Here is a 16481-nt window from a genome sequence, read left to right as displayed (position 1 = left end):
CGCGCGGGCCGACCGGCGCAGGCGCGCCGACGGCGCCCAGCAGGCGGGCCTGGGCGACCAGGCGCTGGCGGTCGGCGCGGGCGTTCATGCGACGGGCGTCCCGGACTCGGCCAGGGTCTTCAGCTTGCGGCGCGGCTTGCCCCGGTTGGTGCGGCTGAAGACATAGGCGCCCACTCCGCCGATCGCCGCCAGAATGGCGATGGCCGGCATGGTGAAGGAACGGATCGGCGAGACGGGCGCGGCGGCCATGACCGGCTTGGCCGGGAACATCACCACCGTCACCTTGTCGTAGGGCAGGCCCTCGATCGAGTTGGTGACCAGCGCCTTGATCGAGCCCACCTGGCCGGAGAGATCGACGTCGGGGTTATGGCGGATGAACACCGAGGCCGAGGACGGCTTCTGCTGCTCGGCCAGCGGATCGGCCTCGGGCACGGCGATGTGCACGCGGGCCTGCACCACGCCGTCGATCGACGAGATGGTCTGGCTGAGCTCCTGCGACAGGCCGTACATCAGCCGCGCCCGCTGTTCCATCGGCGAGGAGACGAAGCCCTCCTTCTTGAAGACCTCGCCCAGGCTCTCGAACTTGTCGCGCGGATAGCCCTGGTCGTGCAGGACCGCCACGGCCGAGGAGAACTGCTCGGCGCGGGTCTTCAGCGCCCAGACCTTGCCGTCCTTGCTGCTCTTAGAGGCGGCGACATTGGCGTTCTGCAGCACGGCGACCATCTCGTTGGCCTCGCGCTCGGTGAGCCCGCCATAGAGCTCCTTCTCGGCGCAGGCCGAGAGCCCCAGGGCGGCGGCCACGAGCACGGCGGGCAAGATCTTGCGCATGGCCGTCACCCTAGGCTTGCTGCCGGAACAGCTGCTGCAGGCCGTCGGACGTGCGGTTGGCGATGTTCGAGGTCAGCTGGCAGTTGAACATGAACTCGTGGCACTGGACGGTCAGGCCGATCATCTCGCCGGGGGTGATCGCCGCGCCCTTGGCCTCGGCGGCCTTGGCGTGGGCGGCCAGGTTCGAGGCCTGGCTGTTGACGAACTCCAGCTGGTTGAAGACGCCCTTCATGGCCGGGGCCAGGGCCTCGGGACCGCCAAGCCCCGCGACCTGCGAGGCGCCGGCGGTGTGCAGGGCGTTCTGGAACTGGACGGCGTCGGTGAGGCTGGCGCCGTAGCCGACCTGGGTCACCTGGGGCGCGGCTTCCTGGGGCATGGCCAGGGCGGCGGCCGAAACGGGATCGAAGGACATGGCGTCCTCTCCTGAAAGACGCGCTTAGTTCTTGCGGGCCATGGTTTCGAGGGCGCGGCCGACGCTGTCGACCGAGGTGGATTCCGAGTTGGCCATGAAGTTCATGCGCAGGCTCTCGGCGGTCAGCTGGGCCATGACCGAGGGCTTGTCCTCGCCGCCGGGGCCGATCTGGTCGGAAAGCTCGGTGATGCGCACGGCCTGCTGGTCGAGCACCTGGCCCCAGGCATGGGCCATGGCCTCGAACCAGCTGCCGGGCCGGTTCTTGTTGTTGGAGCCCAGGATGCCGGGGGCGACGGAGGCTCCGAAACCGGAAATGCTGCTGTCGGACATGGACGTTTCTCCTCGTATCGGGTTGGATTGTCAGAACATCAGGCGAGTGGTGGCGCCGTCCTTCTCGACGACGACGGCCTGGCTCTCGACGCCCACGATGCGGTCGCCCGTCGGCAGGGTGGAGCCGGCGAAGTAGCGGGCGCCGTCGGCGGTGGCGACGTAGCCGGCGTCGCCGCCGACCACCGCCACCACGCGCTTGCCGGGGCCCTGGTCGAACACCGCGCCGAAGCGGTCGCCGCCCGCCGCGCGGTCGACATCGAGGTCGCGCAGGCCCTTGACGTCGTGCCGGGCGATCTTCTCCACCTTGGCCACGTCCTGGGCGGGACCGGTGACCTGCACCTGCACGCGGCCAAGGCCGTTGGGTCGGGCGGTGGCGGCCAGGCCGTTGGCCTGGAAGACATCCTCGACGTTCTGGGCCAGGCCTTCGCTGGTCACCACCTCGACGCGGGCGGGCAGTTCGCGCGAACTGACCAGACGGGCCAGGCGCGCCTTCTCGGCGTCGCGGTTCAGCACGCCGGCGATGACCAGCTTGCCGTCGGCCTGCGGCTGCACGGCCAGGGCGCCGTAGCCTTCCTGGCGCAGCAGGGCGTGGACCTTGGAGGGACTGGCCTCCTGGCCGCCGAACCGGGGCACGTTGGCGACCGCATAGGTGACGCAGGCCAGGGCGGCGCCGAACACCAGGGCGGGAACGAGGTGCGGCGTCGAGCCGACCACCCGCACGCCGCGATCCAGCGTGCGCCGCAGCAGGCTGCGGCCGTCCTCGAAGAGGTCGCTCCCCTCCTCCTCCGACGGCGCGGCGGTCTCGCCTTGAGCCGAAGCGGCCAGCAGGCGCTCGGCCTCGCGCCAGCGCGGGCTTTCCTCGACGCCGAGGGCCAGGGCGTTGTCGCCGACGACCAGCGGCACGTAGCAGGGCAGCACCGCGCGGGCCGGCGCCTCAAGCCGGTGGCCGAGCATCTCGACCTGGCCGGAGACCACCTCGATCTCGGCGGACTCCTCGCCGGCGGTCAGGCGCACGCGCACGCCCCTGGCGCTGGGGTCGCGCAGGACGATGTCGGCGTCGAAGCCGTGGCCAAGCTCGGCGCTCTCGCCGGCCGGCAATGGCAGCAGGGCGCCGGCGACGCGGCCGGACAGCACCTTGACGACCAGCGCCTCGGACGGCGTGGCGGCGGGGATTTCGGTCGGCTCTTCGGACAGCAGGGCTTGATCGGTCATGGGCCTAGCTCGGATTGGGGATGGGTTTCATCGTGCCGTAGGGTTCCGGCGCTGGGGGCGGAGCCGGCGGCAGCATCTGGGCGGGCGCCCCGGGGGCGACCTTGGCGGGCTTGCGGTTGGACGGCAGGGTCGGCGCGGCCGGCAGCGGCGCGCTCTCGAACCCGGAAGCCGGCGCGTCGTAGCGCAGGCCGGCGGGCGTGGTGGAGCGCGGCGCGGCGATCGAGGCCAGGCGCGGGGTGATCAGGAACATCCGCTCGATGCGGCCGCTGCTGCGCGACTGCACCTTGAACAGGTTGCCCAAGACCGGGATGTTGCCCAGCACCGGGATCTTCTGCGAGCCGGTGGTGTCGGACTGCACGGTCATGCCGCCCAGAAGCAGGCTCTGGCCTTCCTGGATCAGCGCCTGGGTGTTGAGCGCGGCGCGGCGGACGACGGGGATGTCGTCGACGCTGGCGTTGGTCAGCGAACCGTCCTCGATGCTCACCAGCATGCGGATGCGGGTCTGGGTTCCGTCGCGAGTGACGTGCGGGGTGACGCGCAGGGTCGTGCCGGCGGTGACGTTGAAGAGGTCGACGTCGCGCTCGCCGGCCAGGCGGACGTAGAAGTCGCGGCTGTTCTCGAACACCGCCTCGACGTTCGACAGGGTGACGATCTGCGGCCGCGACACGACGCGGGCCACGCCTTCGGTCTCAAGGGCGTTGAGGCGGGCGGCGAAATAGTCGCCGTTGCCGATGATCGTCGAGGCGACAAGACCGGCTGCCGACTTGGGCGAGGTGTTGCCACGCACCAGGTTGGCGTCTTCCAGGCCGGCCGGGGCGTCGGGGCCGCGGCCGAACTGGATGCCGCCGTTGCCGTCGTCGAAGCGCCAATTGACGCCCAGGTCGCGGGCCTTGGTCGTGTCGATGTCGATGATCGCCGCCTCGACCTCGAGCAGCTGCGGCTCGACGTCCAGCGCGCGGACCAGTTCCTCGTAGGCCGACATGCGCTCGGCCACGTCGCGGACGATGACGGCGTTGAGGCGGGTGTCGGCCTGCACGCGGACGGGGTTCTGGGGCGAGTAGACGCCGGTCTGCTCGTTGGCGAGCGGCGTGCCCAGGGTCCCCTGCCCGTCCTGGCCGCCATAGAAGGCGCCGCCGGGATTGGGCGTGCCCAGCGTCGCCAGGCCCTGGCCGCGCAGGCCCTGGACTGCGGCGGGGATGGGGCTCTCGCTGCGGGCGGCCGCGCCGGCCCGCTCATTGGGATCGGAGCTGACCAGCGAGCGGATGATCGAGGCCACGCCCGGAATGGTCACCTGCCGCGAGCCGACCGTCAGGTTCACGTCGTCGGCCCAGCCGTAGCGCAGGTAGAAGACCCGATACTGCAGGGTCGGCGAGGCGGCCTCGGCCTGGACGCCGCCGCGGGCCAGCTCGTCGACCTGCTGCAGGAAGCGCGGCGCGCCCGTGGCCACCAGCATGTCGCCGGTGGCGCGCAGGGTGTTGCGGTTGTCGAGCAGGCCAAGCTGCCGGGCCGCCCGGTCGACCCGCCGCGAGGCCGAGCCCGAGATCGGGAAGCTGCGGCTGGACAGCTGGGCTGCGGTGTAAACATAGGCCGCGCCGCCGTCGTAATAGGTGACGAGGTCGAAGGCCTTGGAGATGTCGGCGTCGATCTTGGTGGCCGGGCCGCGGAAGACGCCGTTGATCGTGCCGGTGACCTGCGAGGAGATCACCACCGGCACGCCGATCTGGTTGTAGAAGTTCTGCAGGAACTGGGCGATCGGCTGCTCGCGCGCGGTCAGGTCGACGTTGCGGGCGCCCAGCGGAACCTCGCCGGCGTACGTCTGGGGCGCGGTCGCGGCGAGCGCGGCGGCCACCGCCGCGGCGACGCCGATGCGGGCGGCTCTGCGCAGGTAGGCAGAGCGAACAGCAGCAGGATCCTTCGGAAGCGACATTCTGTCTCCGGGTTCAGGCGGCCGCGGACTCGGGCGGCGGCGGGTCGGGATCGTTGGGCACTACGGTGAGGGGCTCGCGCGGGAAGGCCACGCGGCCGGCCACGTCCAGCCGCAGGGTCGGCAGCAGTTCGTGGAAGGACAGGACGCCCAGATCGAAGGCGCGGGCCTCGATCAGCTTGCGCACGTGCCGGCGCAGGTCGATGGCGGCCAGGACGACGGTGGCCCCCGTCTCGTCGACCTTGGCCAGCAGGGCCTCGGTGACGCGGCGGCTCATCTCGGGGTCCAGCGCCAGCTGCTGGGCGCCGCCGCCGGTGCGGATGGCCTCGCGCAGGTGCTGCTCCAGGGCCGGCTCCAGCACGACGGCGCGAAGCTCGCCGTCGGGAGCGTAGCGGTGGCTGATCTGGCGACGCAGGGCGACGCGGGCGAACTCGGTCAGGGCCAGCGGGTCCTTCTCGCGCTGGCCGGCGTCGGCCAGGGCTTCCAGGATGTCGCGCTGGTTGCGCAGCGGCACCTCTTCCTCGGCGAGGCGGCGCATGACCTCGGCGATACGGGCCAGAGGCAGGGCGCGGGCGGCTTCCTTGACCACCTCGGGATATTCGGCGCCGGCGCGGGTCAGCAGGTTGCTGGCTTCCTGGATGCCGACGAACAGGCCCGCATTGCGGCGCAGGGCTTGGCGCACGGCGTCCTGCAGCTCCGAGAGGTCGGCCGGATGGGCCAGCTCGCCGGCGCCGATCGGAGCCTCGAAGGCCAGCAGGCGCCAGCGCGGCGCGCCGGGGGCCTCGCCGTAGTGGAACGAGGCGCGCGGCAGGGCCACGCCCAGGCGCAGCTCGAACTCCTCCAGCACTTCCTCCAGGCCGCGGGTCATGACGGCGGCCTCGTGGCGACGCACGCCCTCGCCGTCGAGTTCGAGCAGCAGCGGCACGACCGGCTGGGTTTCGGTGACCTTGGTGCGGGCGGCGGCCGGCGAGGCCTTGGCCTCCTCCGCCGCGGCGCGGGCCGGGGCGATCCTGCGGGTCAGGCGAGCGCGCATGTCGACGTCGAGCAGCGCGCCGGTGACGATGGCCACGCCGCCCAGCAGCAGGAAGACCACGACCGGGAAGCCGGGCACCAGGGCCATCAGCCAGCAGATGCCGCCGGCCACCAGGAACACCCGGGGCTTGGCCGCGAACTGCCGGCGCATGGCGTCGCCCAGGTGGGTCTCGCTGTCCTCGTCGGTGGTGCGGGTGACGATCAGGCCGGCGGCCATGGCGCCCAGCAGAGCCGGGATCTGGGTGACCATGCCGTCGCCTATGGTCAGGATCGAGTACTTGTGGATGGCCGAGCCGAAGTCGAGGCCCTGTTGCAGCATGCCGATAGTCAGGCCGCCCAGCAGGTTGATGACTACGATGATGATGCTGGCGATGGCGTCGCCTTTGACGAACTTCATCGCGCCGTCGAGGCTGCCGTGGAGCTTGCTCTCCATCTCCAGCACGCGCCGGCGGCGCTTAGCCTCGTCCTTGTCGATCATGCCCGAGCGCAGGTCGCTGTCGATCGACAGCTGCTTGCCCGGCATGGCGTCGAGGCTGAAGCGCGCGGCCACCTCGGCCACCCGCTCGGCGCCCTTGGCGATGACGATGAACTGCACGACGGTGATGATTAGAAACACCACCAGGCCGACCACCAGATTGCCGCCGGCGACCATCGTGCCGAAGGTGTCGATGATGTGCCCGGCGTGGCCTTCGATCAGGATCATCCGGGTCGTGGCGATCGAAAGGGCCAGCCGGTAGAGCGTGGTGATCAGCAGGAGGCTCGGGAACACCGAGAACTCGACGATCGTTGAGATGTAGATCGCGATCAGCAGCAGCATCACGCCGAAGCAGATGTTGACCGCCACCAGGGCGTCGAGCGCCAGGGCCGGCAGCGGCAGGATCATCAGGGCGACGATCGCCACGACGCCGGCCACCAGGAACAGGTCGCTGAAGCGCGCCATGACGCCCTGGCGCGGACGCCTTTGCAGGCGCTTGAGATAGCCTTCGACGCTCATGGGGAATGGTCCTCAGAAGCCGCCGCGGGCTGAAACCAGGCCGCGATAGCGGTCGAGGACGCTGGCGACGTATCCTTGCGTCTCGCGATAGGGCGGGATCTTGCGGCCGTATTTCATGACCGCGCCCTCGCCGGCGTTGTAGGCCGCCAGCACCAGTTCCAGGTCGTTGCCAAAGTGGCCCTGGAGGGTTTTCAGATAGGCCGCGCCGGTGCGGATGTTGACCATCGGATCGCCCAGCTCGACCGCCGGATCCCGCACCCCGAAGCGCTTGGCGGTGGCCGGCATGATCTGCATCAGGCCGCGGGCGCCCTTGGGCGAGACCGCCCCCGGATTGGCCCGGGACTCCACGTGCATGACCGCCTGCAACAGATCCGGATCGATGTCGAAGTCGCGGCCCGCGGCGGCGACGAGCGGTGCGTAGAGGGAGGGGCCGCGAGCGGTCCGGCTGATGGTGATCGGCGCCGGGGAGACACGTCCAGCCGAGATAACGGCGGTCGCCATCTGGGGTGCGTCATAGAGACGGAGCTGTTCGGACACCCCTGTCGGTTGTGTTTCCTCAACGCAATCTATGCGCGCCAGCGAGAACTTTTCATTGATCGGAAGAGCGCTGCTGAACTTCAAGCCGTCGGCGGTCACGCATTCATATGCGAACACTGGACTTGAAGAAAATAAGACTAAACACACGCTCGACGCCACTACGCGGAACTTGCGCATAAATTTATCCCTCTATGCAGCGCCCCGCCTGTGCATACTACCCATCCAAAAGCTAACTTTCGCCGATCAATCCTGTCAACCTAGGAATTAAAACAATTTTCATACTCTGTATACTGCTTACCAGACAACAAATTCTATTGCTCAGCTTAACCACTACTATGGCTAAGCTCGCCGCCTTTTAGCCATGATTGGAGCCTTTGTCGGAATCTCACCGGTCGGCGAACGCCCGACGCCCATCGCGACGACGCCAGAACACACGCTATGGCTGAAAAGAACGACGGCGGGGACAAGACCGAGAAGCCGACACCCAAGCGGCTGTCGGACGCCCGCAAGAAGGGCGACGTTCCCAAGTCCAAAGACCTGACCTCGACCGCCGTGCTGGGGGTGTGGCTGCTGCTGGGGGCGATGACGGCGGGCTTCGCCTTCGACCGGCTGGGCGGGCTCTTCGACGAAGTCTTCGCGGTGATGGACCGCCCGTTCGCCGAGGCCTGGCCGATCGCCGGCGCGGCGGCCGGCAAGGCCTTCGTGCTGCTGACGGCGATCACCTTCGTGCCCGTGGCGATCTTCGGCACGCTGGCGGAATTCGGCCAGGTGGGGCCGGTCTTCACCTTCGAGAAGATGAGCCCGAAAATGTCGCACATGAACCCCGGCGAGGGGCTCAAGCGCATGTTCAGCCTCGACAACCTGTTCGAGGTGGCCAAGTCGCTGGCCAAGACCCTGCTGCTGGGGATCTTCACCTGGATCATCGTGGCGCTGTCGTTCGACAAGCTGATGGCCCTGCCGGCCGGCGAGGCCGATGGCGCCCTCTCCGCCTACGGCGGACTGACCTTCAAGCTGCTGGCCGGGACGGTGCTGCTGTTCGTCTTCGTGTCGCTGCTGGATCTCGCCTACCAGCGTCACAGCTTCACCAAGAAGATGCGGATGAGCCGGCGCGACATTCGCCAGGAGATGAAGGATTCCGAGGGTGATCCGCACGTGAAGGCCCACCGGCGGCAGCTGCACCAGGAATGGGCCCAGCAGAACGCCGCCCAGGCCGCGCGCGACGCCTCGGTGCTGGTCGTGAACCCCACGCACATCGCCTGCGCCCTGGCCTACGATCCGGCCGAGCACGCCGCTCCGGTGCTGCTGGGCAAGGGCGAAGGGCCGATCGCCCAGACCATGCGCGAGGCGGCCGAGGAGGCGGGCGTGCCGATCATCCGCAACGTCGAGCTGGCCCGCGCCCTGCGAGACAAGGCGGCCATCGACGACATCGTGCCCCAGGACCTGTTCGCCGCCGTGGCCGAGGTGATCCTGTGGGCCCGCCGCCTGAAGGACGATCAGGAAAAGGCCGCCGCCGAGGAGGCCGCAAGGCCCCAAGGCGACGAGCCGCCGCCCGGTCCCAGCTTCCCGCCCCTGCCCTAGCCGCCAGACGGAGCCTTCGTGAGCGCCATTCTCGACCTGCTGACCGTCGCCATCGCCCTGGCCATCGTGCTGGGCCTGGCGTTCTTTTCGCTGAAGCTGCTCAAGCGGGTGCAGGCCGGCCCCGCCAGCGACGACCAGATCCGCTACCTGCGGGCCCTGCCCGTGGGCCAGCGCGAACGGCTGACCCTGGTGGCCTATCGCGACGAGGTGTTCCTGCTGGGCGTCACCGCCGGCCAGATCACCGTGCTGGACCGCCGCACGCGCAGCCCCGAGGAGATCGCCGCCGAAGCCCGCGCCGCCGACGAGGCCCGGATGCGCGCGGCCCAGCCCTCGGCCGCCATGCGCCGGCTGATAGGGAAAACCCTAGCTAGGGAACGACCCGACTACTGACGATCGATCCGGAATGGTTGTCTTGCGGCGTCAGGTCGCAGCGATGAACGCGGGACCGAAGACGACAGATTTCAAATCGCGGAGTTCGAAACATGTCCGGCATCTTCAGCGGCGGCGGTCTCAACATCGGCAGCCTGTTCAGCACCGTCGCCCTGGCGGCGCTCACCGGCGGCACCTCGCTGGCCTTCCAGTCGATCTTCCAGCAGATCATCAGCTCGGTCGCCAGCCAGGTGATCCAGCAGGTCGGTCAGCAGCTGGGTCTGCCGCAGGGCGTGATCGACCTGGCCCAGGGCGTCTTCCAGGCCGCCACCGGCAATCCGGGCGGCGCTGCCCAGAGCCTGACCGACTCGGTGCAGAACGCCGCCGACACCTTCGGCTTCAGCCCGGCTGAACAGGGCGACCTGCAGCGCACCGCCGAGGACGTGGCCCAGAGCTGGACCAGCGCCATCCTCGACAGCGTCCGCGACGGCGGCGAAGGCAAGTCGTCCAAGGGCGACAGCTTCCTGGTCGCCCTGGCCAAGGCTCTCGGCAAGGTGATGGACGGCAAGATGGGTCAGATGAAGGCCAAGACCGACGAACTGGGCGGCCTGGACTCCAAGGACTCCAAGTACGGCCAGCTGACCGCCGAGATCCAGGCCCTGGGCCAGGAGATGAACATGGTCAGCCAGGCCCTGAACAACTCGATCAAGTCCATCGGCGAAGCCGGCTCGACCCTCGCCCGCAAGGGTTAAGCTCAAGCGCTACAGTAGAAAAGGCAGGCGGCCATCTGGCCGCCTGTCGTTTTCTTGTCAATATTGCACGTCAGGGTTGGAAAAACAGTGGAGCACACCGGATGACCCGCCGCCTCGTTCCCGCGCTCAGCGCTGTCGCCCTGATGATCGGCCTGCCGGCCGCGGCGCAGGACTTCTCCAGCATCGGCACCCAGTACATGGACTTCGGCTCGTCGATGATGTCGGTGGGCCAGATGAACAACGTGCTGGGCTCGACGGTGCAGCGCGGCGGCCGCACCCGTTCCACCACGGCCAGGCCCGTGCCCGGCGCCAGCCTGTCGGCCCAGCAGCGCAACGCCGGGGCCGTCAGCACCCGCTATCGCCCCTCGCCCGCCGTCTCAACGCGCGTGCGCGGCCAGTTCGCCGACTTCGTCGCCAAGCGCGACCCGGCCAATGGCGAGCGCCTGCGCCAGGCGGTGCAGCAGAAGGACCTGCTGGGCGCCTGGGAGAAGCACGTCTCGGTCGACGGCCTGCGCCGCGGCGACGTGGCCGACGCCATGACCGCCTACTGGGTGCAGAACTGGCAGATCGCCAACAACGTGCCCTTCGCCAACCGCGCCCAGGTGCAGGGCGTGCGCGGCCAGGTCTCGCGGGCCCTGGGCTCGAACCCAGCCTTCGCCCGCCTCGACGACGCCGGCAAGCAGGAGATGGCCGAGGTGTTCATGCTGAACTTCGTGGCCCAGGGCTCGGCCTTCTCCGACGCCAACGCCAAGAAGAACACCACGCTGAGCCGCCAGCTGTCGGAAGCCGCCGTGGCGCGCTTCCGCAACGAGATGAGCGTCGACCTGCGGCAGCTGAAGCTGACCGAGGCCGGCTTCGTGCGCTGATACCTGCTCGGGAAAACCCCAATAGCGACGGCGACGAGCCCGGCGCAGGCTGCACTCGAGGAGGCCCCGGCCATGATCGTGCAAGACCCTTCCGCCCCGGCCCGCGCCGCCGCCGCGCCTTCGCCGCGCCCCGGCCGCCTGGATGAGGCCGTCGACCGCTTCCAGCGCACCGGCGAAGTAGACGCCGCGGCCTTCGCCGCCGCCGGTCCGGCGCAGACCGCTCAGGCTTTGAAAGGCCTGCCGCCCGCCCAGCGCGGCGCCCTGGAAGGCGCGCTGTTGGCCAAGGGCCTGGGCGGCCTGCTGGACGGCGTCGGCGGCGTGGTCGACGACACGGTGGGCGTCGTGGAGGACACCGCCGACACCGTCGCCGACCCGGTGGTCGAGACTCGATCCGAGCGGGTCAACGGCGACTTCCAGGCCGCCGTCCACGACGAGTGGTGGAGCCAGATGCGCGGCCAGGCCTGGATGGACGTGACGCTTTCGGTCCACAACAAGCTGGATCGCCCGGCCGCGGCCCTGGCCAACCTGACCCGCACCGATACGACGGCGCCTTCGGAGCCGAAGACTTGAGCGCCCGCCTCGGGATCGCGACGGGCGCTACGATCGCGCTGATGCTGGTTCTGGCCGGCGGCGCGTCGGCCCAGGGCTTTCCCGACCTCGGCTACATGGGCTCGACCATCGGCGCCGGCGGCCTGCAGACCTCGGCGATGAACACGGTAATCGCCCAAAGCGTGGAGCAGACGCACAAGCCGGCGCCGGCGCCCGCGAGGCAGGCCCAGGCTTCGACCGGCTATCGCGCCTCGCCGCAGGTCAGCGCCAAGGTGCGCGCGCAGTTCGCCCAGCACATGACCCGCCAGGCCGGCGCCGAAGGCGGCCGCAAGATCGCCGCCGCCATGCAGGCGCGGGATCCCGTTCAGAACTGGGCTCAGCTGGTGGCTGCCGACGGCCTGCGGCCGGGCGACGCCGCAGACGCCCTGGCCGGCTATTGGGTGCTGAACTGGATGATCGCCAATCGCGGCGACAACAACCGCGCCCAGACCCTGGCGGTGCGCGACCAGGTGCGGGCGATCATGACGTCAAACCCCGCCTATGCGCGCCTCGGCGAAGCCCAGCGCCAGGAGTTCGCCGAGGTGCTGATGCTGAACTTCCTGGCCCAGCAGGCAGCCTATGTAGATGCCCTCAAGCGCGGCGACCAGGCCAGCCTGCAAAGGCTGGGCGACGCGGCGGTGGCGCGCTTCAAGAGCGAGATGGGCGTGGATCTGCGCCGCCTGAGCTTGACCGGACGCGGCTTCGCCAGAAACTAGACGGCCTTCAGTTCCGCAGTCGCGCCGTCGATGATCCGCACGAACTGCTCGACCACGTCGCCGCGCGCAGCGCCTGGGGCCGGCTCGCGCTGCAGGCCGGCGGCGACCGAGCGCAGCAGCGGCTCGACGATGGCCGCGGGAGTCAGGTGCGGCTTGTCGGCGGCCTGGGCGCGAAGCTCGCGGGCGAAATCGGCCAGCACCCGCTCGATGCGGCCGGCGTCCACCGGCGAGGTCGCCGACAGACGGCCGGCCACCGACTGGCCGCTCTGGGCGGCCAGGATCCGCAGGTCGGCGCCCACCTGGGCCATGCTCGACTGGCCGTGCTCGGCCCAGACGAAGGCGGCCGCCTGGCCGCGATCGCCGCCGCGCAGGGGATCGACCAGGGCCGCGCCGACGACGGTGGCCATGGCCTCGATCGCCAGCCGCGCCACCCCGGCCCGCGCCGCCGTGGTCGACGGCGTCCAGGTGGAGAGGTCGACGCCCGAGCTGCGCTCTACGGGACGGATCACGACGCGCCTCCCTCGACCTTGACGACCCGCAAGGCGGGCTTCAGCGCGCTCCAGCCAAGCTGCGCGCCAATCGCCTGCTGGCTGTTGCGGCCGTCGGCCAGCTCCTCGTTCTCGCCGTCGAACTGAACGACGGCCAGGCGCTTGCCGTCGCGCTCGATGGCGAAACGGGCCCAGGGATAGCCGTCGAGGATCGTCAGCCGCGCGTCCGGCAGGGCGGCGGACAGGTCGGCCACGCTGTCGCCCTCTGAGATCGCGCCCGGCGCCTGGCGCACATAGCGGCCCGAAAGGTCGGCGCCGACGCCGCAGCCCTGGAAATCCGTAGTCACGATCGCCGTCTCCGCCTTCAGGGTCACCTCGGCCTTGGCCGGACGGGTCGCGAGGTCGGCGGCGCTGAGCGAGATGTTCGCCCCCTCGAAGGGCACGACCTTGCCCTCGATCCTGCCGTTCCTCAACGCGCCCTCGGCCTGCAGCTCGCAGTCGGCCGCCGTGGCCGCGCCGTCGGAGAGCGCGCCGCCCGACAGGCTTATGCGCCAGGCCTCGCCATCGGGAGTCAGGGTCAGCACGCCGCGACGCTGGCCGCCCATCACATATCGTCCGGCCGGACCTTGCACGGAGGCGTCAGCGGTGCCGGCGGCGGCCATGGGTAGGGGGGGATCGGCCGCCGCCGGTCGCTCACAACCGGCAACGGCCAGTGCGAGGGCGATGAGGGTTGGGGGAGCAAACTTCATCGTCGGGTGATCCGGAGCAGGCCATGCGCTATCAACGCCAGCCCGCCACGGCGGTTCTCAGCGGCCCAGCATGGCCAGGGCGTCCTGGCGTTCGCTGGCGAAGCGGTTGGCGACCGAGACCTGCACCGCGGCCGAGGCGCTGGTGAAATAGGCCAGCTGGCCGGCGTCGTTACGCTTGCCGCGCTCGTCATAGATGGCGTTGATCAGGGCGCGGTCGTAGGCCTTGCCGTCGGCGGGCGAGAGCCCCTGCCCTGCAACCCTGGCCATCGCCTTGACGATGGCGCCCGTCTCCGGCCCGTGCTGCACCGAGGTGGACCAGACCACGTCGCGGATCGCCGCCGAGCGGGTCGAAAGATCCAGGCCCGTGGCGTTGCTGACCGTGTCGAGCTGCACCTGGTAGTGGGTGCGCTGGATGTAGTTGTGCTGGGCGGCCTCGAACTTCTCGGGCTCGCGGGCGGCGATCGCCTTCCAGGTGGCCGTGAAGCTGGCCGAGCCGGGCGAGGCGCCGCCGAACTCTGCGGCCCACTGGCGGCCCTCGGCGGCGAGGAATTCCTGCGGTCGGTTGCGATTGCCGGCCAGCTGGTAGGTGCCGTAGGAGACGCCGCCGGGATCGCCCGCCCCGCTCGACACCGTGCCCGGGCCGCGCCCGCCGGTCTCGTACTGTTCGGACAGGGCGCCGATGCGCGCGTCGCCCGAGGCTTCCGTTTGCGTGGTGGTGGTCGCGCCGCCGGGCGGACCCTGCTTGTCCACGTTCACAAGCACGTAGTTGAAGGTCTTCTGGCCGCCCAGGCCGTTCCAGAACGCCTGGAAGTCGCCGGGCTTCAGCGTCTGGCAGCCGGCCGAGCCGGTGTTGGAGTTGCCGCCGGCGTGGAACAGGAACGAGTTGTCGGTGCTGACGCCCTTGCCCTTGGCGTCATTGTCGTCGATCCGGCCGTCGTGGTTGGTGTCGCGCTGGATCGCGTGGCTCTCGGTCGGGCGCAGCACGTCGCCGAGGCTGGAGCTCGTGCTCTTCTGGAAGGTGACCGTGCCCTCGGCGATGCGACCCAGCTCCTTGCGGCCATCGCCGTTGAAGTCGGCGCCGTAACGGCCGTCGTACTGGGCCGAAGGCTCGGTGTTGGCCGCGAACTCCTGGACCTTGCCGCCCTTCTGCAGAACAACGACGCGGTCGTCATAAGCGCCCTTGCCGCCGTTGGCGTTCAGGCTGGTCTCGGTGCGCAGGCCCAGGATCACCTGCTTGCCGGCGGCCAGATCCGCCTTGGCCTGGGCGTCGCCATAGGCGTTCACGTATCCCGAATAGAGCTCGTACTTCTGCGCGTCGCTCATGCCTTGAGTGGACGGCAGGACGCCGGTCGCCTGGCCCGTGGCGGTCGGCGAGGTCGGGGTCGCGTCGGCCGTGGAGGGAGCCGGCCGCGCCGCCGCCCCGCCGCCGGGGATCTGCAGCTCCTGGCCGACATTGATCAGGTTGGGGTTCGACAGCCGGTTGGCCTGGGCGATCGACTGCCAGGATACGCCGAACTCGGCGCCGATGCTGGAGAGGTTGTCGCCCGCCTCGACCGTGTAGCTGCGCGGCTCGGTCGCCGCGCCCGTCGGCACAGTCACTTCCTGGCCGGGCCGGATGAGGTTGGGATTGGTGATCTGCGGATTGGCGCGGATCAGGGCGTCCAGCGACACGCCGTGCTTGTCGGCGATCGACGACAGGCTGTCGCCGGTCTTGACCACGTAGTCGTTGGACCTGCCGCCGCCGGAGCTGGAAACGGATGACTGGGTGTTGAGGGACACGGCGGTCATCGGGCACTCCTGGTACGGACGCTTTCCTATGGAGAGGACGCTAGTCCCGGCCCGCCGGCCGCATAACTAGGGTTATCCCTAGCTAGGGACGCCCCCAGCTATCGGCGCCCCCTGCCCCCGGCCATCGTCGCGCCAGTCGAGGCGCAACGGAGGCATCCATGTCCGGACTGAACGCGGCCGAGTCCCTTGGGGCTTCCACGCGGGTCGCATCGAGCGCCGCCAGCGTCTCCACCGAGGCTTCCGGCCTGCTGGCGGCCAGCCGCACCGGCGGCCAGCTGAACACCAGCGAACTGGCCGGGCAGCTTTCGGAAATCGCCAAGTCCGATCCCGCCAAGGCCCAGAGCCTGCGTACGGAGATTGAGGCCGACCTGTCGCCCGCCGACCAGAAGCGCCTGGCCGACGACATGGACGCGGCCACGGCGGCCCAGAAGCAGGAACTGATCCTCGACCTTGGCCAGATGGCGCTGGACGTCGCGGGCCTGTTCGACCCGACGCCGATCTCGGACGGCGTCAACGGGGTGATCTCGCTGTTCCGCGGCGACTTCCTGGGCGCAGGCCTGTCGGCCGTCAGCATGGTTCCCTACATCGGCGACGCGGCCAAGCTGGGCAAGCTTGGCAAGTGGGCCGAGACGGTGAGCAAGGCCGCCGACCTGGCCAAGGTCGACAGCGCCTTCGCCGCCGCCGCCAAGCCGGCGCTCGAAAAGCTGAAGGGCGCGATCGACGCCCTGCCGCTGGACAAGCTGCCCGACAGCGCCCGCCAGACGCTGGAGACCGCCAGCCGCAAGCTGGACGAGGCGCTGTCGGCCCGTCCCCGCGTCGAGCTGGATCAAGGCGCCAAGGGCGGCTGGAACGCCAAGCTGAACGGCGAACTGGCGCCCAACACCGACTACGTGGTCAGCGGCCGCTACACCTACTCCACCGACGCCAGCGGCCGCGTGGAGCAGGTGACCGGCACGCTCGACCTGAAGCACGCCGACCGCAACGGCTACCAGCAGACCAAGGCGGGCCAGGAAGGCGGCATCAAGGACGGGGTCGACGGCGACGAGGGCGGCCACCTGATCGCGGCGATCTTCAACGGGCCCGGCGAGCAGATCAACTACCACGCCATGGACGGCACGCTGAACAAGAGCGGCTGGAAGGTGATGGAGAACGAATGGGCCGCCGCCCTGAAGGAGGGCAAGCAGGTCGACGTCGACATCAAGGCGGTGTTCGAAGGCGACTCCAAGCGGCCCGACGCGTTCAGGGTGGAGTACGTCATCGACGGCAAGCCCTCGACCCGCACCTTCTTCAACGACTAGATTAGCGTCCACGCCTCCCG

Annotated in this window: 17 protein-coding genes; 7 read left to right on the top strand and 10 right to left on the bottom strand. The window is 69.8% G+C overall.

Going from position 1 to position 16481, the window contains the following annotated elements:
* Window positions 1-84: 84 nt before the first annotated feature.
* The 7 genes from sctJ to DDF67_RS14975 are packed head-to-tail and all read right to left on the bottom strand — an operon-like array spanning window position 85 to window position 7233.
* On the bottom strand, window positions 85-828 hold the full coding sequence (gene sctJ, locus DDF67_RS15005; protein ID WP_109101677.1) for a type III secretion system inner membrane ring lipoprotein SctJ: 744 nt from the start codon (window positions 826-828) through the stop codon (window positions 85-87).
* A 10-nt stretch (window positions 829-838) separates the two neighbouring features.
* Complete coding sequence (locus tag DDF67_RS15000) at window positions 839-1240, bottom strand: hypothetical protein (protein WP_058348260.1); 402 nt, start codon at window positions 1238-1240, stop codon at window positions 839-841.
* A 24-nt stretch (window positions 1241-1264) separates the two neighbouring features.
* Entirely contained in the window at window positions 1265-1570 is a 306-nt protein-coding gene (locus DDF67_RS14995) for a hypothetical protein (RefSeq protein ID WP_109101673.1), read from the bottom strand.
* Between the two features lie 30 nt (window positions 1571-1600).
* Complete coding sequence (locus DDF67_RS14990; protein ID WP_109101672.1) at window positions 1601-2782, bottom strand: SctD/MshK family protein; 1182 nt, start codon at window positions 2780-2782, stop codon at window positions 1601-1603.
* Window positions 2783-2786: 4 nt separating this feature from the next.
* The gene (gene sctC / locus DDF67_RS14985; protein ID WP_109101671.1) at window positions 2787-4709 is read right to left on the bottom strand and encodes a type III secretion system outer membrane ring subunit SctC; all 1923 of its coding nucleotides are present in this window, start codon (window positions 4707-4709) and stop codon (window positions 2787-2789) included.
* Between the two features lie 13 nt (window positions 4710-4722).
* Window positions 4723-6732 (bottom strand): flagellar biosynthesis protein FlhA, encoded by a 2010-nt coding sequence (locus tag DDF67_RS14980; RefSeq protein WP_109101670.1) that lies wholly within the window; start codon window positions 6730-6732, stop codon window positions 4723-4725.
* Between the two features lie 12 nt (window positions 6733-6744).
* Window positions 6745-7233 (bottom strand): lytic transglycosylase domain-containing protein, encoded by a 489-nt coding sequence (locus DDF67_RS14975; RefSeq protein ID WP_199229248.1) that lies wholly within the window; start codon window positions 7231-7233, stop codon window positions 6745-6747.
* Window positions 7234-7707: 474 nt separating this feature from the next.
* Here DDF67_RS14975 and sctU point away from each other — a divergent pair, with 474 nt between their 5' ends.
* The 6 genes from sctU (at window position 7708) to DDF67_RS14945 (ending at window position 12138) form a co-directional block, all read left to right on the top strand.
* Window positions 7708-8847: a type III secretion system export apparatus subunit SctU gene (gene sctU, locus DDF67_RS14970; protein ID WP_109101668.1), complete on the top strand. Its 1140-nt coding sequence runs from the start codon at window positions 7708-7710 to the stop codon at window positions 8845-8847.
* Between the two features lie 18 nt (window positions 8848-8865).
* The gene (fliO, locus tag DDF67_RS14965) at window positions 8866-9237 is read left to right on the top strand and encodes a flagellar biosynthetic protein FliO (RefSeq protein WP_101712223.1); all 372 of its coding nucleotides are present in this window, start codon (window positions 8866-8868) and stop codon (window positions 9235-9237) included.
* Window positions 9238-9329: 92 nt separating this feature from the next.
* Window positions 9330-9968 carry a hypothetical protein gene (locus DDF67_RS14960; protein ID WP_109101667.1) on the top strand — a complete coding sequence of 213 codons (639 nt, stop codon included), beginning with the start codon at window positions 9330-9332 and terminating at the stop codon, window positions 9966-9968.
* A gap of 101 nt (window positions 9969-10069) precedes the next feature.
* Entirely contained in the window at window positions 10070-10834 is a 765-nt protein-coding gene (locus tag DDF67_RS14955) for a DUF6683 family protein (RefSeq protein WP_109101666.1), read from the top strand.
* Window positions 10835-10906: 72 nt separating this feature from the next.
* Window positions 10907-11404 (top strand): hypothetical protein, encoded by a 498-nt coding sequence (locus DDF67_RS14950; RefSeq protein ID WP_109101665.1) that lies wholly within the window; start codon window positions 10907-10909, stop codon window positions 11402-11404.
* Window positions 11401-12138 carry a DUF6683 family protein gene (locus tag DDF67_RS14945; protein ID WP_109101664.1) on the top strand — a complete coding sequence of 246 codons (738 nt, stop codon included), beginning with the start codon at window positions 11401-11403 and terminating at the stop codon, window positions 12136-12138. Before DDF67_RS14950 ends, DDF67_RS14945 begins: the two co-directional genes overlap by 4 nt.
* Here the strand turns inward: DDF67_RS14945 and DDF67_RS14940 are convergent.
* From DDF67_RS14940 to DDF67_RS14930, 3 genes are all read right to left on the bottom strand, one after another.
* Complete coding sequence (locus DDF67_RS14940; protein WP_109101663.1) at window positions 12135-12647, bottom strand: hypothetical protein; 513 nt, start codon at window positions 12645-12647, stop codon at window positions 12135-12137. The two genes, DDF67_RS14945 and DDF67_RS14940, sit on opposite strands and share 4 nt — an antisense overlap.
* On the bottom strand, window positions 12644-13288 hold the full coding sequence (locus tag DDF67_RS14935; RefSeq protein WP_109101662.1) for a hypothetical protein: 645 nt from the start codon (window positions 13286-13288) through the stop codon (window positions 12644-12646). The genes DDF67_RS14940 and DDF67_RS14935 overlap by 4 nt, the downstream gene beginning before the upstream one ends.
* A 144-nt stretch (window positions 13289-13432) precedes the next feature.
* Window positions 13433-15163 carry a VgrG-related protein gene (locus DDF67_RS14930; RefSeq protein WP_109101661.1) on the bottom strand — a complete coding sequence of 577 codons (1731 nt, stop codon included), beginning with the start codon at window positions 15161-15163 and terminating at the stop codon, window positions 13433-13435.
* 158 nt (window positions 15164-15321) lie between these two features.
* Between DDF67_RS14930 and DDF67_RS14925 the strand changes: the two genes are divergently transcribed.
* Window positions 15322-16461, top strand: coding sequence for a DNA/RNA non-specific endonuclease (locus DDF67_RS14925; protein ID WP_199229247.1), 1140 nt, complete (start codon window positions 15322-15324; stop codon window positions 16459-16461).
* Window positions 16462-16481 lie beyond the last annotated feature (20 nt).

The organism is Caulobacter endophyticus (genome assembly GCF_003116815.1).
Taxonomy (GTDB): domain Bacteria; phylum Pseudomonadota; class Alphaproteobacteria; order Caulobacterales; family Caulobacteraceae; genus Caulobacter; species Caulobacter endophyticus.
This window is presented reverse-complemented; position numbering and strand designations above follow the sequence as displayed.